This is a genomic window from Hymenobacter saemangeumensis, from assembly GCF_039541835.1.
GTDB classification, from domain to species: Bacteria; Bacteroidota; Bacteroidia; order Cytophagales; family Hymenobacteraceae; genus Hymenobacter; species Hymenobacter saemangeumensis.
Genome location: NZ_BAABGZ010000013.1, coordinates 610,780 through 632,710, shown reverse-complemented (window position 1 = coordinate 632,710; position 21,931 = coordinate 610,780). Strand labels below are relative to the sequence as shown.

At 64.8% G+C, this 21,931-nt stretch carries 10 protein-coding genes; 2 read left to right on the top strand and 8 right to left on the bottom strand.

The window, feature by feature from the left end; translation table 11 throughout:
* Nucleotides 1-30: 30 nt before the first annotated feature.
* The gene (locus ABD919_RS07010) at nt 31-1,800 is read right to left on the bottom strand and encodes a T9SS type A sorting domain-containing protein (protein WP_345235101.1); all 1,770 of its coding nucleotides are present in this window, start codon (nt 1,798-1,800) and stop codon (nt 31-33) included.
* 520 nt (nt 1,801-2,320) lie between these two features.
* Between ABD919_RS07010 and ABD919_RS07005 the strand changes: the two genes are divergently transcribed.
* Complete coding sequence (locus ABD919_RS07005; RefSeq protein ID WP_345235099.1) at nt 2,321-7,066, top strand: beta strand repeat-containing protein; 4,746 nt, start codon at nt 2,321-2,323, stop codon at nt 7,064-7,066.
* Between the two features lie 407 nt (nt 7,067-7,473).
* Here ABD919_RS07005 and ABD919_RS07000 read toward each other — a convergent pair whose 3' ends face one another.
* Together ABD919_RS07000 and ABD919_RS06995 are read right to left on the bottom strand one after the other, a co-directional pair.
* Nucleotides 7,474-8,760 (bottom strand): pectate lyase family protein, encoded by a 1,287-nt coding sequence (locus tag ABD919_RS07000; protein WP_345235097.1) that lies wholly within the window; start codon nt 8,758-8,760, stop codon nt 7,474-7,476.
* Nucleotides 8,761-8,856: 96 nt separating this feature from the next.
* The gene (locus ABD919_RS06995) at nt 8,857-9,858 is read right to left on the bottom strand and encodes a T9SS type A sorting domain-containing protein (protein WP_345235095.1); all 1,002 of its coding nucleotides are present in this window, start codon (nt 9,856-9,858) and stop codon (nt 8,857-8,859) included.
* Nucleotides 9,859-10,222: 364 nt separating this feature from the next.
* Here ABD919_RS06995 and ABD919_RS06990 point away from each other — a divergent pair, with 364 nt between their 5' ends.
* Nucleotides 10,223-11,251, top strand: a complete 1,029-nt coding sequence (locus tag ABD919_RS06990) for a LacI family DNA-binding transcriptional regulator (protein WP_345235093.1) — start codon at nt 10,223-10,225, stop codon at nt 11,249-11,251.
* 114 nt (nt 11,252-11,365) lie between these two features.
* Here ABD919_RS06990 and ABD919_RS06985 read toward each other — a convergent pair whose 3' ends face one another.
* The 5 genes from ABD919_RS06985 to ABD919_RS06965 form a co-directional block, all read right to left on the bottom strand.
* Entirely contained in the window at nt 11,366-12,316 is a 951-nt protein-coding gene (locus ABD919_RS06985) for a pectinesterase family protein (RefSeq protein WP_345235091.1), read from the bottom strand.
* A gap of 411 nt (nt 12,317-12,727) precedes the next feature.
* Nucleotides 12,728-14,368: a glycoside hydrolase family 43 protein gene (locus tag ABD919_RS06980; RefSeq protein WP_345235089.1), complete on the bottom strand. Its 1,641-nt coding sequence runs from the start codon at nt 14,366-14,368 to the stop codon at nt 12,728-12,730.
* On the bottom strand, nt 14,369-16,201 hold the full coding sequence (locus ABD919_RS06975; RefSeq protein ID WP_345235087.1) for a glycoside hydrolase family 88 protein: 1,833 nt from the start codon (nt 16,199-16,201) through the stop codon (nt 14,369-14,371). It abuts the gene before it with no gap.
* Nucleotides 16,202-16,571: 370 nt separating this feature from the next.
* Nucleotides 16,572-18,938, bottom strand: a complete 2,367-nt coding sequence (locus ABD919_RS06970; protein WP_345235085.1) for a glycosyl hydrolase family 28 protein — start codon at nt 18,936-18,938, stop codon at nt 16,572-16,574.
* Between the two features lie 322 nt (nt 18,939-19,260).
* The gene (locus ABD919_RS06965) at nt 19,261-21,894 is read right to left on the bottom strand and encodes a pectinesterase family protein (protein ID WP_345235083.1); all 2,634 of its coding nucleotides are present in this window, start codon (nt 21,892-21,894) and stop codon (nt 19,261-19,263) included.
* Nucleotides 21,895-21,931 lie beyond the last annotated feature (37 nt).

Genomic DNA, 21,931 nt, shown 5'->3' with positions numbered 1-21,931 from the left:
GGGGCTTTTTCAGCAGGAAAAACCTAGGCGCTACTCGCGCATGCACTTGGCGCTGAGCTGCACGTTGGCGTCGCGGTACACTACCAGGTAGTTGCCCTTGGCCAGGCTGGCCAGGTTGAGCTGGGTTTCCTGGGCGCCGGTGCTGGCGGCAAAAGCCGCTACCTGCTGGCCGACGAAGTTGTAGACCGTGATGCGGGCCGCTTTGCCGGCCTGGGGGTGGCCCAGGGTAAGCTGCTCGCTGGCGGGGTTGGGAAACAGGCGCAGGCTTTCGGCCACCGCGGCCCCCGAGCGGCTGGACGTGACCACGGAAGCCACCAGGCTGTTGAGGTAGTTTTCGAGGTTGGTGTAGCCATTGGGGGCGATGTCGTTGCGGTCGCCGGGGTTATTGTAGTCCAGGCCCATGCTCATCTCCCAGGTGTCGGGCATGCCGTCGTGGTCGGTGTCGACCGGGGCGGGGCCGCAGGTGAGGGTGGGCCAGGCGCCGGACGTCTGGCTGTAGGGCGTGCCGTGCGGGTAGCCGCCCTGCACGTCGATGATGGCGCCGGTGCGGTTGCGCACGTCGTTAAGGATGCGCTGGTCGAGGGCGTCGCGGGTGGGCAGCACGCAGCCCACGTTCTGCAGCACCGAGTTGTAGGCATCAAGGGCGCTCTGCGTGGCGACGGGGGCGATGTTGAACGGCGTCGACACCTTCGACAGCACGGTATCGGCCTGGCTGGTGCCCTGCATGGTAACGCCGCGCCAGTTGCGGGCCGTGTTGGTGGCCGAGCCGTCTACGTAGTTGCCGTCGATGTATAGCTGGGGGAAGGGCAGCACCGGGGCCGTGTTTTGGCGGTAGGGGTTGAACACGCGGTAGCGCACGCTGCTGCTGGTGCTGGTGTTAGGCCCGTACTTGTAGTAGTTGTTGACGATGTTGTAGTTGCCGCCCTCGCCGGCGTGGGCATTGTTGATGCCCCAGTTGTAGATGACGTTGTTGCGGAAGTCGCAGTTTTCCGAGCCCACGGCGGCCCCGTAGCGGGTGCCGTTGAAGCGCGGCGTGCGGCTGAGGCAGTGGGCAAACAGGTTGTGGTGGAAGCTGGCCCGGCGCCCGCCCCAGATGCCGCCGTAGCCGTGGCGCTGGTAGTCGGTGTCGCCCGTCTCGAAGTGGTAGGAGTAGTTCAGCGGCTCGCTGATGAGGTTCCACTGCAGGGTGGTGCTGTCCGACTGCGCCCCGTACACGGTAAAGGCCTCGTCCATCGACCAACTCATGGTGCAGTGGTCGATGATGACGTTCTTCTTGTCGATGGCATTGAGCGCGTCCTCGTCGCCGTTGCCGTTCACCATGCCGATGCCGGTGATTTGCGGGTACCGGTCGCCGGTGCGGAAGCGCATGAAGCGGATGATGACGTTGTCGCCGCCCACCGATACCTGGCGGTCGGCGATGCAGATGCCGTCGCCGGGGGCCGTCTGCCCGGCAACGGTGGTGTTGCGGGGAATGTTGAGGCGGGACGAGAGGCGAATGGTGCCGCACACCCGAAACACAATGGTGCGGGCCGGCACGGCTGCCACCGACTGGCTGCAGGCGTAGCGCAGGGTGCCGGGCGTGTTGGTGTCGGCCAGGCTGGTTACCTCAAACACCGTGGTGCCGGCCGTGCCGCGCCCGCGGCCGCCCGAGGTGAAGCGGCCGGCGCCCTCGGCCCCGGGGAAGGCCAGCAGCTGGGCCTGGGCGGCGGGGGTGCCCGCGGCTCCCAGCAGCAGGCCGGTCAGCAGGCCCGCGGTGCGAAGCTTGGGATGGGAAAGCTGCAGGGTTCGTGATACGTGCATAGAAAAAAGTTAAATCAGCTCATCAACCGGTACCGGGCCCACAACCGTGGCGGGTACCCGTCTGGTTTCGTTTTCTAATATTACCACTGCCAGCGGCCAGCACCGGCAGCTTCCAGTGCCTTTTTCTGCGCAATCGATGCCGGGAACGTTGCCACGTCCGGCAGCAACCGGGTGGTGCAGGGGCAGCGCCCGGCGCCGGGCCCAGGGCGGGGCCAGGTGCTGGCGGTGGGGCCCGCGCGCGGGGCCGGCGGCAGGCCAAGCGCGGCGAGACGGCCGCCCGCAGAAAAGCCCGCTATGAGAACGTTCCCGGCATCGATTGCATAAATAAAGCCTGAAAACGGCTCCTTATAAGGCATTGCACAAGCATACCTTCACAGTAATGCAAGCAATTAAGGGCCTTAGCACCCTGTAAATCGCGGGCTTACCCTTCCTTTCACTGGATGTTGCGCTCCGGGTCCGGCACTGCCGCCCCGGGCTTTTGCTATTTCTCTTCATCACCCTCTAAACCCTCTTTTAATTTATGCTACAATCACTACTTCGCGGCACAGCTTCCGGCAACGGACGAAGGCTCGCGCTTGGTTCCACCCTGCGGGCCCTGGCCCTGGCGGCCCTGGCCGGCGTTGGGCTGGTAAGCCAAAGCGCGGCCCAAAGCCTGGCTACCTGGCCCCTGGAAGCCAATAACAGCGCCGGCACCACAGCCGCCGGCGCCACGGCCGGCCCCTCCACGCTGGCCGACCTGGTGCTGGCCTCCACCAACCCCTACACGGCCCTGCGCGGGCAGCAGGTGTCGCCGGTAAGCGACGGCAGCTGGACCAACCCCTCGCTGACGCCGGTGCGCACCCGCTACGAGCAGTTTGCCGTTACGGCCGCCTCGGGCTTCAACCTGAACGTGACCAGCATCAGCATGAATACCGGCATCCTAGGCACCAGCAATGGCCGCCTGGGCGTGTCTTACTCCACCGACCCCACCTTCGCTACGCCCAGCGAAGTGACGGGCTCCACCCTGCCCAGCGGCACCACCAGCACCTCGGGCAGCTTCGGCGCCCCCGTTGCCCTGCCCAGCCTGAGCAGCAGCACCGGCACCAGCGGCACGGCCGCCGCCACCACCGCGTTTTCATTTCAGCTGAACGGCGCCACGGGCGTAGCCGTGAACACGGGCCAGACCCTGTACATCCGCCTGTACTACAACGCCAACACCGGCACCACCACCGCCAAGTACGTGATGCTGCGCAACGTGTCCATCAACGGCACGGCCGTGGCCAGCGGCGCTACCTGCGCCGACCCCACGGGGGCCACGGTGAGCAACATCACCGCAACGTCGGCCCAGCTGAGCTTCACGCCCGGCGCCCTCAACACCAGCTACACGGTTACTTATTACCCCACGGCCACGCCGGCCTCCACGACGACGGTAAGCCCGGCTCCCACCGCCTCGCCGGTAAACCTGACGGGCCTGTCGGCCAGCACCGACTATACCGTGACGCTGCGCAGCAACTGCAGCGGCAACGGCGCCTCGGGCTCGGTTATCACCAACACCTTCACTACGCCTGCGCCCCCCGTGTGCGCCGACCCCACCAACGTAAGCATAGCCAACCGCACCGCCACCTCGGCCGACCTGGTTTTCACGGCAGGCAGCCTCAACACCAGCTACACGGTTACCATCACGCCCCAGGGCGGCCCCACCACCACGATTACCCCCGCGCCCACCGCGTCGCCGGTAAGCTTTACCGGCCTGAGCAGCGGCACCCAGTACACCGTGACGCTACGCAGCAACTGCAGCGGCAACGGCGGCGTGGGCACGCTCATCACCCGCACCTTCGTGGCGCCGGTAGCCAACTCGCCCCTGCTGCAGGAGTGGCCCCTCACGGCCAACAACACGGATGATGCGGGCACCCGCGCCACGGGCGTGTCGGCTTCTACCCAGGCCCTGCAGGGCCTGGCGGTTTCCAATGGCACCACCGTGCCTACGGTCCCGGCTTACGCCGCTGCCACCGGCCAGGCCTTCGCCCCCACCGCTGACGGCGGCAGCTGGGGCAACACCCAAGTCCTGAGCGGCAACTTCTACACCGAGTTCACGGTGAATGCCACCAGCACCTACACCGTGCGCGTCGACTCCATCACCTTCGCCACCGGCATCCTGCAGTCGAGCGGCGGCCGCCTGGCCGTGCGCTACTCCACCAACGGCTTCTCGACGTCCAGCGAGCCCAACGGCTGGGTGCTGCCCGCCGGGGCCAGCACCACCACCAACAGCGGCTTCACTACGGCCTTCACCGGCCTGCGCAACGTGGCCGTGAGCGGTGCCGCCCTCACGGCGGCCGACACCTACCGCTTTGCCCTGAACGGGGTAAGCGGCGTAACCCTGCAGCCGGGCCAGACGCTGACCGTGCGCCTGTACTACGCCGTGGGCACCAGCAACACCGGCCGCTACGCCCTGCTGCGCGACGTTATGGCCAAAGGCCAGGCTACCTTCACCATGCCTACCTGCAACGACCCCAGCAGCGTGAGCGTGGGTGCCATCAGCTACAACTCGGCCCGCCTCAGCTTCACGGCCGGCTCCGGCAACAGCAGCTACGTGGTAACCCTGACGCCCCAGGGCGGCAGCGCCACCACCATCAGCCCCGCTCCTACCGCCTCGCCGGTAAACCTTACCGGCCTGACGGCCGGCACCACCTACACCGTAACGCTGCAGGCCAACTGCGCCGCCGCGGGCATGCAGAGCAGCGTCATCAGCCGCACCTTCAGCACGCCGGTGCTGCCCCTGCAGCACTGGCCCCTGCGCGTGAGCACCGCCGACAGCGCCGCCCTGCGCTCGGTGGCCGTCACGGCCAGCTCGGCCTCGCTGCGCCGCCTGGTGGCTTCCAACGTTACCACACCCGACGACTTCACGGCCCGCTTCGGCCATGCCTTCGCGCCCACGGCGGCCGGCGGCGGCTGGAACAGCACCGGCACCAGCGGCGGCGCCCCCAGCCGCGGCTACTACATTCAGTTCACCGTGACGGCCGCCAGCGGCTACTCGGCCCGCATCGACTCGCTGGTGTTTAACTCCACCACCTACGGCACCGCCGCTGGCCGCCTGGCCCTGGCGTACTCGCGCAGCGGCTTCACCCAGGACTCGGTGGAGCTGAGCGCGGCCAGCTTCGCCAGCCCCATCACCCTGACGCAGCAGTCGACCGCCAGCTCCACCACCACCAACAACGTGCGCTACCGCCTGCCCCTGAACGGCGCCAGCGGCCTCACCATCACGCCCGGCCAGACCCTGACCGTGCGCTTCTACTACGGCGTTAACTCCAGCGGCACCAGCGGGCGCTACGCCCTGCTGCGCGACGTATTCGCCACCGGCGCCGGTATCGTGACCACAGTAAACAACATCACCGTGAGCTCGGCCCAGATTATCTCGGGCAACTACAACAACGTGACCATCACCGGCACGGGCACGGCCACCCTGGGGGGCAGCACCACCGTAGCCGGCACCCTGACGGTGCAGAGCGGCGGCAGCCTCGTAACGGCCTGCCAGCCCCTGGGCGGCAGCGGCAGCTTTGTGCTGGCCTCCGGCGCCACCCTGAGCGTGTGCGATGCCAGCGGCATCAGCGGCAGCGGCGCTTCGGGCGCGGTGCAAACGGGCGGCAGCCGCTCGTTCAGCCCCGATGCCAACTACATCTACAACGGCTCCAGCGCCCAGGTAACCGGCAGCGGCCTGCCCGCCACCGTGCGCAGCATCACGGTGAACAATGCCAGCGACGTGACCCTGAGCCAGGCCCTGAGCGTAAGCCAGCTGGCCCGCCTGCAGAACGGCGACCTGAACACCAACGGCCAGGCCTTCGTGCTGCTTTCCGCGCCCAGCGGCACGGCCGTGCTGGTGAACACCGGCGGCGTAGTGAACGGCACCGGCACCATGCAGCGCGCCATTACCAACAGCGTAACAGGCCCGGCCTACCGCCACCTCAGCTCGCCGGTGCAGAGCACCACGTTTGCCGACCTGAGCACGCCCGGCTTCACGCCCGTAGTAAACCCGGCCTACAACAGCTCGGCTACGCCCAACTTCGTTACGCCCTTCCCCACCGTGTTTGGCTACGATGAGAGCCGCATTGCCACGGCCACGTCGACCTACAGCAGCTTCGACAAGGGCTGGTTCTCGCCCAGCGCTCTCACCGACGTGATGCAGCCCACCCGCGGCTACACCGTGAATGCCCCCGCCACGGCGACGCCCATCGACTTCGTGGGCACCTTCAACAACGGCACCCAGAACTCGGGCAGCCTGAGCCGCGGCACTGATGCTGACGCGGGCTGGCACCTGCTGGGCAACCCCTACCCGGCGCCCCTGGACTGGAGCACGGTAACGGCCGCCCAGCGCCCCGGCATGGACGCCGCCATGTACGTGTACCAGAGCACCGGCCGCTACGTAGGCAACTACCGCTCCTTCGTGAACGGCATGGGCACCTCGCCCATCATCAACGCCGGCGCGGGCTACTTCGTGCGGGTGAGCGCTGCCGGCACCCCCGGCGCCGTGAACCTGACCAACGCCAACCGCGTGACCAGCTTCGCCGCCGAGCCCGCCTTTGGCCGCGGCACCACTGACACCCGCGCCCAGCTCCAGCTGCAGGTCAGCGGCGCCAACCTCAGCGACGACGTCATCGTCTACTTCGACGCCACGGCTTCGGCCACGGTTGACGCGGCCACCGACGCCGTGAAGCTGGCCAACCCCGCGGGCCTGAACCTGGCCGCGCTGGCCGGCACCGCCGAGCTGGCCATCAACGGCCTGGCCCCGCTCGCCGGCACGGAAGTCATCGTGCCCCTGGCCCTGCGCACGCCCCAGGCCGGCGCCTTCGCCTTCGAAGCCGCTGCCCTGGCGAACTTCGGCACCGGCACGGTGTACCTGCGCGACGCGCAGACCGGCACCCAGCTGCTGCTCAGCGCCGGCTCGCGCTACGCTTTCACCCTGGCCGGCACCAGCACCACGCGCTTCAGCCTGGTGTTCCGCGGCGCCAGCGTGACGGCCGCCCAGTCGGCCATGCTGGCCGGCAAGGTGAGCGTGTACCCCAACCCGGCCGCGGGCCGCTTCGCGGTGCTGCTGCCCCCGGTAGCGGGCCAGCAGCACGTGCAGGCCACCCTGCTCAACGCCCTGGGCCAGGTGGTAGCCTCGCGCACCATCGCCCTGACGGCGGCCGGTGCCAGCAGCGAGTTCGACACCCAGGCCCTGGCCGCGGGTGTGTACGTGCTGCGCCTGCAGGCCGGTGCCGACGTCCTCACCCAGCGCGTGGTGGTGGAATAAGCGCCCCTACTCGCGAAGGAAACACCCCGGTTGGCGCCCTGCCAGCCGGGGTGTTTTTTTATGGACAATTCCGGTTCGGTTTTCTCGCAGTGTTTCGCGGCGCTGTTCCGATAACCTGGCTGCACCTAGAATCTGCCTGTGCGTCTCAGCACATTCCTGATGCCGGGCACCGCCGGATTCTTAAACCACTTGGCTTCCTGAGTCGCTTGAATGCTTCAGAGACGGCATGTTACGTCTTGTCGTTGAACCATGGCGTAAGGTTAAGCTACGAGCATGAGAAGACGCAGCGTCTGTAGTGTCCTCCCTGGTGCAGTCCCGGAGACGCAAAATATTGCGTCTCTACACCATAAAAAAAGCGGCCCACCGGATTCGGCGGGCCGCTTTTACAAGGAAGCTGGATGCAGGTTTTACTCCAGCACCAGCTTGTGGGTGTATACGCCCTGCTCGGTCTTCACCACGCAGAAGTAGAGGCCGGCGGCCAGGCTGGGGTTGGTGTAGGTAGTGGAGTGCAGGCCGGCGCTGAGGGCCGGCTCGTTCAGCACCTCGGCCACCTTCACCCCCGCCATATTATAGAGGCCGATGCTGATGCTGCCGCCCTTCGGCAGCACGAAGTCGAAGCTGGTTACGCCCTGCGAGGGGTTGGGGTAGGCGCGGAAGTTCTGCGACTCCCGGGGCCGGGCCGTGCCCGTTACCGTGCCGAGGTGGCCCACGCCGGCATTGGGAATCACCACGGCGGCTACGTCGGCGGCATTGTTGAGTACCTGGGCGTAGCTGTAAGGAATCACGGCGGCGCAGGCGCGCAGCACGCGAGTATCGGCCGAGTACGCAAAGGGCGAGTTCACCAGCTGGTTGCCCACGATGTCGCCGAAGCCGTCCTGCGTGCTGTAGGCACTTACGTAGGGGTTGCGGGTGTTCACGAAGGCGTTGTTCTCAATCTTAAGGCAGGCGCCCATGCGGGAGTTGGCGGCCGTCGACACCACCCCGCTGTAGTAGTTGTTGAACACATGTCCGTTGCCGAAGCGGAACAGCGGCAGGCGGGAGTTGATGTTCTCGAAGCGGTTGTGGTGGTAGGTAATCTTGCGGTCGTAGTTGTCGGTATCCTCGAAGCCGCAGAGGCTGGCCTTCCAGGCATCGTGCAGGTAGTTCCAGGAGTAGGTGATGTACTCGCAGTTGTTCTTGGCGTCGAGCAGGCCGTCGTAGTAGTCCTGGTCGATGCCCTGGAACTGATTGTGCAGCTCGCAGTGGTCAATCCAGATGTGGTCCGACGGGCCTTCGATGGAGATGCAGTCCTTGTCGCCGGTGTTCACGTGGTGAATGTTGAGGTTCTGCACGATGATGTTGCGGGCCCGCCAGATTTTGATGCCGATGCCGTGAAATTCCCCGCTGGTACCCACCCCGATGATGGAGATGTTGTTGCGGTCCTTCACGTCAATCTTGCTCAACCCGGGCGAGTTGGCCGGCGTGATGGTGCCGCTGATGTAGATGGTGAGCGGGGCGTTGCTGCGGTTGCCGTTGATGGCCGCCTGCAGGGCCGAGCCGGTGCTTACCGTCACGGCCGTGCCGCCGGCCCCGCCGGTGGTGCCGGTGGTCAGGGTGGAGTAGCCCACCTGGGCGAAGTTGACCGTGGGCGCCTGGGCCCGGGCCGCGCCTGCGAGCAGCAGGGCCACGCAGGCCGTGAGTAAGACTTTTTTCATACGGACCTTAGTAAAAGATTAAAACACAGTGGCTGACCAGCAGCTTTATTCTTCACGAACAAAGTACTGCCGGCCAGCCGCTGGCTCATATCAACTCTACTCTACCACCAACCGCTGGGTGCGGGCCCCGGCGCGTACCAGGTACAGGCCGCGGGCCAGGTCCTGCAGGGCAATGGTGCTGCTGCCCAGGGGCAGGGTGCGCACCAGGCGGCCCTGGGCGTCGAGCAGCTCCACGGCCTGGCGGGCGTCGTGGCCCTGCACCTTCACTTGGGTCTGGGCCGGGTTGGGGGCCAGCTCCAGCGGCGTCAGGTCGCGGCCGGCACGGCTGGCCAGGCCGCCGGTGGGGGTGAAGGTGAAGATGCGGCCGCTGGTGGCACGGCTGGCAATGCTGCTGGTTTCGGTGGTGGTGCTGGCCGTAGCCGTCAGGTTCAGGTCCGACAGCGACATGAAGTTGCCGGCCATGAGCCCGCCCAGGCCCACGGAGGCGCTGCGGGTGGAGCCAGCCGCGCTGGTAGAGCCCTGCAGGTACTGGAACTGCACCACGTTGGTGCCCTCAAACAGGCGCACCATGCAGGAGAATACGGGGCCGGCGGCCGCCGGGCTCCAGCGCACGTTGCGCCACTCAATGGTGCAGACGCGGTTGCCGGCCGTGCCGCTGGTCTGGTAGTACAGGTTGCCGTCGGTAGCCGGGGCGGGCGGCATCGATACATCGCCGAAGCTGATGTCGTCCCAGAGCGGGGCCACGATGGGGCGCACCGTGCCGGTACTCAGGCTGTTGGCCGGCATGGCATTGGCCAGGGCCTGGCCGAAGGTCATCCAGCCGTTGGTGGAAGCCGAAAACGTGGTGTAGGCCGTGCCCGCAAACACAAAGGAGAAGCCGATGGGCAGGTTGTTGTAGTAGCCTTCGTCGAAGGTACCGGCCGTGCGCGTGGCAGCGGCGGAGGAGGGCTGCAGCAGGGTGTAGGCCGCGGCGCTGCTGCCGCTGCTGGCATAAGTGTAGCTGGTTACGCTCTGGGCCTGGGCCACGGCGGGCAACAAAGGCAGGAGCAGCAATGCGAGGCGGCGGGCAGCAGGCGAAAGAGTAAAAGGTGTAGTCATACAAGCGATGAAATGAGATAATGCGCTGACAATGGGGCGGCCCTACCGCTGTGGTAGCAGCCTGCCCGGGCGTAAAAGCGTCCCCGGGCTGCGAAAAACCCAGGGCCTCCGCACGGCACTTTGCGGGGAGTTAGCTAGATTTTTGGTACTCTTGTGGTGGAAAGAGCTGGCTAAAGGTTCCGCGAAGGCCCCGGCATAAGCAAGATTTGGACAAATATTTTTTGCGCAAACGTTGCCGGGAACGTTACCGACTCCTACAAACCCGTCTACCACTGGCTTAACAAGCTGAAAACCGGGCATATTTGCAGAGAACCCCGGCCACCCCCAGCTTAAACCTATTATTGTACTTTAATAAGATAACCGCTTGGACCCCGTCACCATCAAGGACATTGCCCGCGCACTGAACCTGTCTACCTCGACTGTTTCGCGGGCCCTGCGCGACAGCTACGAAATCAGCCCCGAAACCAAGCGGCTGGTGATGGACTATGCCGAGCGCATCAACTACCGTCCCAACCCCATTGCCCTGAGTTTGAAGGGCAGCAGCAGCCGTGCCCTGGGCGTGGTAGTACCCCAGATTGCCAACAACTTCTTTTCCCAGGCCATCAACGGCATCGAGGCCATTGCCTACAACCGCGGCTACCACGTCATCATCTTCCAGACCCACGAGTCGTACGAGCGGGAGCTGGCCAACATCCAGCAGGCCGTGTCGCGCCGCGTCGATGGCCTGCTGATTTCCCTTTCCAGCGAAACCTCCGACGTGTCTCACCTCAAGGCCCTGCAGGCCCAGGGGCTGCCCCTGGTGCTGTTTGACCGCGTGGCCGACGAGCTAAACGTGGCCCAGGTAGTGGCCGACAACTTCGGCGGGGCCTACGCCGCCACCTCCCACCTGCTGCAAACCGGGCGGCGGCGCATTGCCCACCTCACCATTCCGCCCTACATGTCCATCACGCAGGAGCGCCTGGCCGGTTACCGCGCCGCCCTGGAGCAGTACGGCGTGCCCTACGACGAAAACCTGGTGCGCTACGGCACATTCGGCCCCGACGAGGCCGACCAGCTGGTAGAAGACCTGCTCTCCCAGACGCCCCGCCCCGACGCCTTTTTCACGGCCAGCGACCGCCTGGCTCTGGGCTGCCTCACCGCCCTGCACCGCCGCGGCATCGCCATTCCCGACGACATCTCGCTTATCGGCTTCACCAACCTGCCCGCCGCCGAGCTGCTGAACCCGCCCATGAGCACCGTAACGCAGCCCGCCCAGGAAATCGGCGAGCTGGCCGCCGAGCGCCTCATCGAGCAGATTGAGCGCAAGCACAAAGCCAGCCCGCCCAGCACCACCAAGCTGCCCACGGGGCTGAACGTACGCGACTCGTCGCGACTGGTGAAAACGGTGGTTTAGCCCCACCCCCGGCCCCTCTCCTACAGGGAGGGGAGCCAATACTGGGATTTTAATAAAAGTGAGGATTTGAAAGGATGTTATGCCTTTCAAATCCTCACTTTTAACTTTTAACTCCTACAAGGCCGGGTCCCAGTCGCGCAGCACCTTCGCGCGGCTATACTTCGCGGCTTCCTCTGCCGTGAGCTGCTGGCTCCAGGGCACGCGCTGCCTGGGCTGGAAGCCGGGGCCGCGGTTTTGGTACTCGGCGTAGTAGGCGGTTTTCTGGTTGCTTTCCTTGCCCCAGTGGTCCCAGCCGGCGGGGCTGATGTGGGCGCCCAGCTCGCAGGCGATAAACACGGTTTTGGCGTGGGGGCGCCAGGGGCGGCCCAGGGCGTAGGAGGCCGCGGGCGCGTCGCCGGTGAGGCGGCAACGGTAGAACACGTAGCCGTAGCGGGCCGTGTCGGGCGTAGAGGCCGCCGTGATAAAGGAGCCGCCTTTCTTGGCGAAGATTTCACAGTCTTCGAAAAAGGCCGTGGAGGAGCCGAAGATGAAGTCGGTGGTGCCTTCGATGTAGCAGCTTTTGTAGTATTGCCGGCTGCCGTAACCGTAGGTGTAGAGCGTATCCTGAAAGCCCAGGAAGCGGCAGTTCACGAAGCGGGCCTTGTCGCCGGCTACCCACACGGCCACGGCCTGCCCCACCGGCCCGGCGCTGTTCTGAAAGGTGAGGTTCTCAGCCGTGAAGTCGCTGCCAAAGATGTAAAAGCTGGCCGAGCCGGAAGTGCCCTTGTCTTCGCCGAAGATGTTCTTCTTCTGGTTGAAGTCGTCGTAGGTGAGGATGGTAGTGCGCAGGTCTTCCCCTACCAGCTTCACCAGGGTCTTGCTGCCGGCCAGCACCAGCTTTTCCTTGTAAGTCCCTTTTTTGATAAAAATGGTGGTGACGTTCTTGCGGAAGTCCGGCACGGCGTTGATGGCCTCCTGCACGGTGCGGAAGTCGCCGCTGCCATCCTGGGCCACCACAAACCGGCCCACCTGCCCGAAGGTGAGGGCGGGCAGCAGGAGCAGGTAGAAGAGGAGCAGCGGTTTCATTTTGTTAGTTGTTAGTTGTTAGTTGTCAGTTGTCAGTTGTCAGTTGTCAGTTGTTAGTTGTTAGTTGTCAGTTGTCAGTTGTCAGTTGTTAGTTGTTAGTTGTCAGGACTGTTCTGATAGTATGCTTGGTATACTTGGTGTGCTTGGCCAGGGAGCGTGTCATTGCGAGCGCAGCGAAGCAATCCGGCCTCTAGCTTCCAGAAGCCCGGTAAACGCACGCGTTAAGTATCCGCCTCTCGATGATACCCCTTATCACTCCAATTGGCTGGTCGCCTGGACAGGACGGATTGCTTCGCTGCGCTCGCAATGACACGCTTCCTTCGCTCGCCCTCAGAACAATCCTGACAACTGACAACTGACAACTGACAACTGACAACTGACAACTGACAACTAACAACTGACAACTAACAACTAAGGCTCCACCCGAAACCAGTCAACGTCCACATTCCCGGCGTCGTTGGTTTTGCCGGCGCGCAGGCAGAACAAACCCATCTTGGCGCCTATCCACTTGCCTTCGCGGGCCTGAAACTCGCTGCCTATGGGCTGGAATGTCTGCCCGTCCAGGCTGTAGCTGAACTGACACTTTGCACCTTCTTTCACGGAAACGCGCAGGTAAATGGGCTGTTTGGCTGGTATTTCTACAGAGCCGCCGCTTGCTTCGGCGCTGCCCTTGTCGGCGCTGGTGCAGGTGGTGGGCGCCAGCAGCAGCTTGCCGCCCTGGCTGCTGAGGCCCAGGTAGGCGTAGTCCAGCCCCATCATGATTAGGCCGGTCTTCTCGCCTTCGAAGCGGGGCGTGAAGCGTAGCCTGGCGGTGGCGGTAAACTGGGCGGCCGGCAGCTTTTGCAGCAGCAGGTTGGGCACCTGCCACATGTTTTTGAAGTCGGCCGGCAGGGGCACGGAGTAGAGACGCAGGTAGCCCTGGGGGCCGTTGGGAAAAGCCCAGCCCACCTGGGGGTTGGCGTGCCACTGCCACTGCAAGCCCAGGCTGTTGGCTTCAAACTCGTCGGAGGTGGCGGGCGTAGCCAGGGTTACCGGGCCTTTCACGGCTGGCTTGGCGTGGGTCAGCACCGGCTCGCCCGTGCCATCCCCATCGGCGTCGCTGCCGATGACGGGCCAGTCGTTTTTCCATTGCAGGGGCTGCAGGTGCACCACGCGGCCGTAGGGCCCCTGGTCCTGGAAGTGCAGAAACCAGTGCTCCTTGCCGTCGGGCGTATCTACCCAGGCACCCTGGTGCGGGCCGTTGACGGGCGTTTTGCCCTGGGCCATCACGATTTTGTCTTCGTAAGGCCCAAATGGGTTGTTCGAGCGCAGCGCCACCTGCCAGCCGGTGGCCACGCCGCCACCCGGCGCCAGGATGTAGTAGTAGCCCTTGCGCTTGTAAAACTTCGGTCCTTCGATGGTGGGGTGCTTTTCGTGCCCGTCGAAAATCAGGACGTCGTCGCCGATAAGGCGCAGCCCGTCGGGGCTCATGCGGCTCAGGGCCAGCACGCTCTTGAAGCCGGCGCGGCTGCCGGCAAAGGCGTGCACCAGGTAGGCCTGCCCGTCATCGTCCCAGAGCGGGCAGGGGTCAATCCAGCCCCTGGCTTCCTTGACGAGGACGGGCGCTTCCCAGGGCCCGGCGGGGTGTTTGGCCCGCGTCACGTAGATGCCCCGGTCGGGGTCGGGGTAGTAGATGTAGTACTGCTTGTTGTGGTAGCGAATAGCCGGGGCCCACACGCCGTTGCCGTGCTGGGGCTGCTGAAAGTCGGCCAGCGGTGGCTGCTGGCTGAATACCGCGCCGATGATGGTCCAGTTCACCAGGTCGCGGGAGTGCAGAATCTGCAGGCCCGGCACGGCATTGAAGCTCGACGAGGTGAGGTAGTAGTCCGGCCCCACCCGCACCACATCGGGGTCGGAGTAGTCGGCGTACAGCACCGGGTTTTTGTAGCTGCCGTTGCCCAGGTCGGGCACCCACACTTTCGACACCGGGCCCTGGGCCCGGGCCGCCAGGCAGCCCAGGCCCAGCAGCAGCAGAATGCCCGCGATGCGGCGCAGCAAGGGCCCGCTCCTCATTTACTTGCCCTGGCCAAGCAGCCAGGCGGCCAAGTCCTTGGCGGCCTGAAAGTTTTCAAACGAAGCCGGAATCTTGCGGCCATCCACGTACTCGTTGTACAGCCAGGGGTCGCCGAGCACGAACACCGTGCCTTTGCCCAGCTTGGCCGTGGCCATGATGAGCTTGCCCTCGCTGGTGACCAGGGGCTGGGCCGGGGCTTTCACCTCCAGCACCGACAGCTCCTTGATGTAGGCGTTTTTGGCGTTTTTAAACACGGCCTTACCCGAGGACAAGTCCACCAGCCCCTGCTCAAACTGGCTGCCCTTCACCATGTGGGAGCTTTGGTCGGTGAAGCGCACGCCGAAGTTCCTGGCCAGCTCGTTGAAGCGCCTGGTTTCGCAGTTGGCGGTGTCGTTGGCCAGCAGCACCAGGGTTCCTCCCGCCTTCACCCAGTCGGTAATCACCTTGCTGTCGGCATCGCTGATGTAGTTGGGACTGGCCGTTTCCTTGCGGGTATCGGGGTCGACAATAATGTAGACGCTCAGCGGCTTGAGGCTGGCGGCCGTGGGGGCGGCGGGCAGGCTCACCGTTTTGGCGCCCAGCTCCCGAAACTGGTTGCCCCAGAGCCAGAAGCCGCCGTGGCTGCGGTCTTCCCAGGTGTAGTGCCACTGCTCCTGCTCGCCGGTGAGGGGGCTTTTGCGCAGCTCGTGGTTGAAGTGGTAGTCCAGGCCCACGGCTTTGCCCTGGCCCAGGCTGTTTTCGGCGGCAATCTCCATCTCCACGCTGGCCAGGATAAAGGGGCCCACGCCCTTGAGGTCGTTTTTGCGCAGCGGCTCGCTGAGGTAGTACTCAAAGGAGCCGTCGCGGTAGGGCTTGCCGCCCAGGCCGCCCACGCTCACCGTGCCGTTGAAAGCCAGGGCGCCGCCTTGCTCAGTGCTTACGAAGGATTTCACCAGGCCATCGTAGCCCTTTCTGGCCACCTTGGCGAAGCTTTGGTCGAGGTAGCCCAGGCGCACGCCCTTGGCCAGGAAGTACACGAACATGCTGGAGCCGGACGCCTCGGCGTAGTTGCCCTGGCGGCCTTCCTGGTTCATCACCAGGCTCCAGGTGCCGGTTCTGGCATCCTGGTACTTGGCCAGCACGGGCGCCAGGCGCTGCACGTTCTTAATCAGCTGCGCCCGCTGGGGGTGGCCGGCCGGCATATAGTCCAGCACATCCACCAGGGCCATGCTGTACCAGCCAATGCCGCGGTCCCAGAAGTTGGGGCTCTGACCGGTGGTTTTGTTGGCCCACTGCTGCTCGCGGCTTTCGTCGTAGCCGTGGTAGAGCAGCCCGGTTTTGGAGTCCAGCAGGTTTTGCTCAATCAGGGCAAACTGCTTGGCCACGTCGTCAAACCCGGCCGGCTGGTTGAATACCTGGCTGTACTCGGCGTAGAAGGGCTCGGCCATGTAGAGCCCATCAAGCCACATCTGGTTCTGGTAGATTTTCTTGTGCCAGAAGCCCCCGGCCTTGGTGCGCGGCTGCTTGTCCAGCTGCGAGCGCAGCAGCGTGGCGGCCCGGGCGTACTTGTCGGCCTCGGGCACCGAGCTCTGGGCCAGCAGCAGCAGGGCGTGGCCCGTGGTGAGGTTGTCGAGGTTGTAGTCGTCGAGCTTGTAGGTGCGGATGCTGCCATCCTTCTGCACAAACAGGTCGAGGTCCTTCTTGATGTAGCTGAAGTACTTGCCATCGCCCGTGCGGTTCCACACCCGCTCCAGGGCCTTCAGCATCAGCCCCTGCTCGTAGTCCCAGCGCGTGGTTTTACGGCTGCCGATGAGGATGGAGTCGGGGTGCCAGGAGATGAAGGCGTCGGCCATGCGTTGGGAGAGCGGAGCCCCACCCCCCAGCCCCCTCCCCTGCAGGGAGGGGGAGCCCGACGGCTCTATGTGGCTCGTTGGCGCGGGGTTTAGGGCCGCGGACAGCTGGCTCATCAATGACAGTCCCAGCAGTGGAAGCGCAAATTTCTTCATGCAATGAAAGTAGAATCGAGTGCAGTTGTCGGGTTCGTGTAATGGCTCCAGCCGTTCAACCCTACCCCCGACCCCTCCCCGATGGGGAGGGGAGCCCGCAAAGAATTGATATGGGGAGATACCAGTTGAAAAGCAATGCTCCTTTTCACGCTTCACTTTTCACTTTAGCTCAATCATTTGGCTCCCCTCCCCCGCAGGGGAGGGGCCGGGGGTGGGGCTACCGCCCCGCCACCGTCACCGTTTTCTTGCCCAGCTTCTGGTCTACATCCAGGCTTTTCTTGGCCAGCTTGGTGTCGGTATTGTTGAGCTTGATGTTTTTGCTGCGGTCGCCGGTCACGCGCAGCAGCAGCTCGGCGCCGCTGGCGTAGCGGATGCCGTCGAGGGTGATGTCGCGGCTGTTCTGCACCTCCAGCACCGGCGTGGTGTCGGCCGTGTACAGGGCCACGTTTTTCAGCTCGATGTTTTCGGCTTCCTGGCACACCAGGCCTTTCTTGCTTTCAATCACCACGTCCTCGATGCGGATGTCCTTGATGGCCATTTCGGGCAGGCCGCGCACCAGGATGCCGGTGGCGGCGCCCTTGCAGGTGACGTTGCGGATGCGGAAGTTGCGGAACTGCGGCGTGCCTTCGCCCAGCGGCTCGGCTTTCATCACGGGCGGGGCCGTGCTTTCGCCGGCCATCGGCACGGGGTCCTTGGCGGCGTAGTACATGTCGAACAGAATGGCCTCGCCGGCGATGTCGGTCATGTCCACGCCGTTGACGTGGATGTTTTCCACCACGCCGCCGCGGCCGCGGGCCGTTTTGAAGCGCAGGCCCACGTCGGTGCCCATGAAGGTGCAGTTGCTCACGAAGAGGTTGCGGGCGCCGCCCGACATCTCCGAGCCTATCACGAAGCCGCCGTGGGCGTGGTACACTTTGGTGTCGCGGATGATGAAGTTCTCGGTGGGCACACCGCGCTTGCGGCCCTGCTCGTCGCGGCCGCTCTTGATGCAGATGCCGTCGTCGCCCACGTCGAAGGTGCAGCCTTCCACCAGGCCGTTGCGGCAGGATTCCAGGTCAAGCGCGTCGGTGTTCTGCCCGTACCAGGGGTTTTTGGCCGTCACGCTGCGGATGGTGAGGTTGTCGCAGAGCAGGGGGTGAATGGTCCAGGCCGGCGAGTTCTGAATGGTGAAGCCTTCGAGCAGAATCTGCTTGCAGCGCGTGAGGCTGAGCATGTTGGGCCGCAGAAAGTCCTTCACGTCGGCGTAGTCGCTCACGTTAGCGGCTTGCCCGGGCTTGAGGATGCCGGGCTTGGTGGCGTTGGCGCCTTTCAGCGACTGCTCCGAGGGGTACCAGGTATCTTTCTTCTCGTTCAGCACGCCGCCCGAGGCCAGCAGGTTTTGCCACTGCGTGGCGTTGAGCTTGCTTTTCTTCACCATGCGCCAGGCGTCGCCGGCACCGTCGAAGGTGCCCGGGCCGGTGATGGCAATGTTTTCCAGGTCGTGCCCGTAGAGCGGGGCCTGGTTGCGGATAGCGTCCTCGCCTTCCCAGGTGGTTTTGATGAGGTGGTAGTCAGACAGCTTGCTGCTGAACTGCACCAGGGCCCCTTGGGCTACGTGCAGGTTCACGTTGCTTTTCAGCTCGATGCTGGCCGTCAGCCACAGGCCGCGCGGAATGAGCACGGTGCCGCCCTTCTGCGAGCAGGCGTCGATGGCCTGCTGAATGGCGGCTGTGTTCAGGGTTTGCCCGTCGGGCCGGGCCCCGAACTTCAGGATGTTGAAGGTGTCTTTGCGGAACACCGGCTGCAGCACCACGGGCAGGTCGTGCTGGAACTTGCCCTCAAACTCCAGGCGGCGCAGGCGGCTGGCCAGGGGCAGGTTCTGCTCCTGCACGGCCTGGGCCACCAGCTGGGCCACGCGGTTGGCGCCATACTCCGAGAAGTGGGTGTTGTCGTTCTTGGCCGGCGGCACGGGGTTGGCCTCGTAGTAGCCGTTCTGGTAGCTCCAGAACAGGGGCCGGGTGCCGGCCTCGCCCAGCTGGGAGTACAGGGCCCAGCTTTTCTCGTGCAGGTCAATCAGCGGCACCTTCTGGGCTTTGGCTACCTCGCGGGCCACGGCCGGGTACTGGCCGTGGTCGTCCTTGCGCTGGCCGGCCTCGTCGAAGTAGCGGCGGCCGACGGGGGTGAGCAGCACGGGGTTGGCGCCCTTGGCTTTGGCTTCCTGCACGTATTTGGTCAGCAGCTGCCGGTAGATAGTCTGGGCCGGGGCCGAGCGCACGCTGTCTTCCACTTTGGAGTCGTTGTGGCCAAACTGAATGAACACCCAGTCGCCGGGCTTTACCTGCTCCAGCACCTTGGCCCAGCGGCCTTCGCGCAGGAAGCTCTTGGTGCTGCGCCCGTTCATGGCGTGGTTCTGGATGCTCACGCTGCCGTCGAAGTACTGCCCGAACAGCATGCCCCAGCCCCGCTCGGGCTTGCTCAGGTCGGCCTTCTGCGACATGGTGGAGTCGCCCACCAGGAAAATCTGGATTTTCGGCTCGGCCACCGGCCGGAAGGCCAGCAGCAGCACGGCCAGAGCGGCCAGCAGTAACGCGGAAGTTGATTTCATCAAGAAAATGAATAGGTCGATAAATAGCCCGCCGCGCCAGATGGCGGCAGGCTTACCCATACAATATTAACCCCGGCCTACCCCCGAAAAGCCTTAAAACAGGGTTAATGGGCTGGTTTATTTGTGCAATCGATGCCGGGAACGATGTCAGCCCCGCCTCCAGCCCCTCCCCTTTGGGGGAGGGGAGCCAGTGCCGGTGGTTCTGCTTCGAAGCATAAAAAAGCAGAAGGGAAGAGCTAAAAGCAGTTCGGCTTTCAACTCTTCCCTTCTGCTTTTACTACTTGGCTCCCCTCCCTGCAGGGGAGGGGCCGGGGATGGGGGCTTACTCCTTCACCACCGTCACCGCTTGCCGCACGCCGTCGCCGGCATACAGCAGCAGGTAGTTGCCGGGCGCCAGCGCACTCACCGGCACCTTGGTTTCGGTGCTGCCGGCCTGGGCGGCAAACGTGCCCACCTGCCGGCCATCGAAGGCATACACGGTGACGGTGGCGCCGGGGCTGGCTTTGGGGTGGCGGGCAGTCAGCTCGGCTGTGGCGGGGTTGGGGTACACCACCAGGCTGTTTTTGGCCGTGGCCGCGCCGCGTACGCCCGAAATCGTGAGGGCTTCGCCTTTCACCTGCACGTCGCGCAGCAGGCCGTAGCGGCCGCTGCTGCTGCTGCCGGTGGCCCAGTACAGGCGGATGCTGATGGTCTGGCCGGGCTGAATCACGGGTGGCGTGTCGGCCAGGGCCAGGCGGTAGTAGTGGTTGGCGCCGGCGTTCTGGTTGAGCAGCACAATGGGCGTGGCAAAGCCGCCATTGGCGCCGGGCGTCAGGGGGCCACCGGGTCCTTTGCCGCCGGCCACGTCGGTCGAGTCCAGCTGGAAGTTAGACCGCGACCATACCACGGCCAGCTTGGTGTTGCTGCTGGTGTTGTAGAAGGCCGACCACAAAATCAGCGAGTCGAGGCGCACGGACTGGCTGCCAGTAGCCGTCACGGTGAACTGCTCGTAGAAGCGGCGGTTTACGTTGCCGCCGGGGCCGTTCACCGGGGCGGCCGTGCCCCAGGAGCCGTCGCCGTTGGTGCTGGCGCCGAAGGCCTGGCCGTAGCGGGCCGAGTAGGCCGGAATGGCCGGCACGGTGGTGCCGTCCGATACGTAGAGGCGGCGCAGCAGGGGCGTGCTGGCCGTCAGGTTGGCCGAGCGCAGGCGGGCGCTGTCCTGGCTGCTCACGCGCAGCGACCACATCTGCAGCACGTTCGATACGGGAGCGGGCGTGTTCACGAACGTACCCGTGAGGGCCGTGCTGACGGTGGCCGCACCGGCGCTGCTGTGCACGATGCTACCCGAGTAGCTTCCCGGCGCGGCAGCGTTCAGCCGCACGTAAATAGTGGTGTTGGCCACCGTGTTGTTGGTCTGCGTCAGCGTGAGGCTGCTGCTCCAGGCAGTGCCGTTGGTCGACAGCTCAAAGTTCGCGGGCGCTGTGATGGTCAGGTTGTTGGTCATGTTCGCGCCCGACACAAGGTAGGTACGAGGGGCCGAGGGGCCGCCGGCGTATTGCGTGATGGGGCTCAGGCTGCTCACGGCGCTGATGGTGGGAATGCGCGAGATTTCCACCGTGTCGGAAATGTGGGTGGCCAGGCCGGCCTTGCTGGCCCGCACGTAGTAGTAGAACGCCGAGCCGGCGGCCGGCAGGGCGTCGCTGGCCTGGAAGCTATACAGCGTGTCGCTGGCCGCCGTCCGCTGGCTTACGGCCGTGTAGGTGCCGTTGCGGGTGGCCGAGCGCATCAGCTCGTACTGCACCTGGGCAATGCCCCAGCTGGCGTTCCAGGTGAAGGCCGTGGTGGTGGCCCCTTTTACGCCGCGGAAGTTGGTGACGGCGATAGGACGGGTGAAGGGCACGCAGATGTTGTTCCACACGGCGCAGGGGTTCCAGCTGCCCAGCACGGTGCTGCGGCTGTAGTTGGCCGTGTCGGCCGCAGCCAGCTGCTGCGACCAGCTCACGCGGCGGCTGACGTCGGCCAGGCCCCCGCGGAAGTTGCGGCTCTGAAACTCGGCATAGGTAATGAGGCTGGTGTTGGTGCCGGCATCCCACACGGCCCAGCCCTCGGGCCGCACGACGCCCGCACCCAGGGTAGTTTTCAGGAACACCACCTTGTTGTTGGCCAGCGGCGAGTTGCCGGTAGAGTTCTGCCAGGGCCGGCCCAGCAGGAAGGTGGTTGTGCCCTGGTTGGCCGGAATGATGCAGTTGCGAAACACGTAGCCGTAGGTGGTGCCGGCCGGGGTATTGGCAGCGGTAATGTAGCCGAGGGCCGTACCATCGCGCCGGGTTTTGGGGTAAATCACGCAGCCCTCAAATACGGCAGCCGACGAGCCGAAGATGAAGTCCACCGTGCCGTCGATGTAGCAGTTGCGGAAGTACTGTGTGAAGTTGGCGCCCTGGGCCAGCACGGTATCCTGCCCGCCCAGGAAGCGGCAGTTGAAAAACGCGGCCCGGTTGCTGTTCACGGCAATGGCCAGGGCCTGCGGGGCGTCGCCGGTGGTGTTTTCGAAGGTGATGTTGATGGCCGAGAAATCGGCCGCGTTCACAATCACCGAGGCCGACGTGGCGGTGCCGTAGTTGCCGCCCCCGGGCATGGGCTTGCCGGCGTAGTCGTCGAAGGTGAGGATGGTGTTGGCCACGCTCTCGCCGACAAACTGCAGGAAGGTCTTGTTGGAGGCAATGATGATTTTCTCCTTGTACTTACCGTTCCGGATGAAGATGGTGTAGGGCGTAGTGCGGCCCGTGGGCGCGGCATTCACGGCGGCCTGCACCGTGGTGAAGTTGCCGCTGCCGTCCTTGGCCACCACGGCATCGTAGGTCTGGGCCTGCACGGCGGCGGTGAAAATGAGCAGCAGGGCCGCCGTGCACAGGGCCGTCAGCCAGCGCTGCAGCGGGGCCAGTCGCGGCGCGGGGTTGGATAAACTAAGCGTAGGCATGGAACATAAATTGGTGGGAAGGATGAGAAAGATGGCC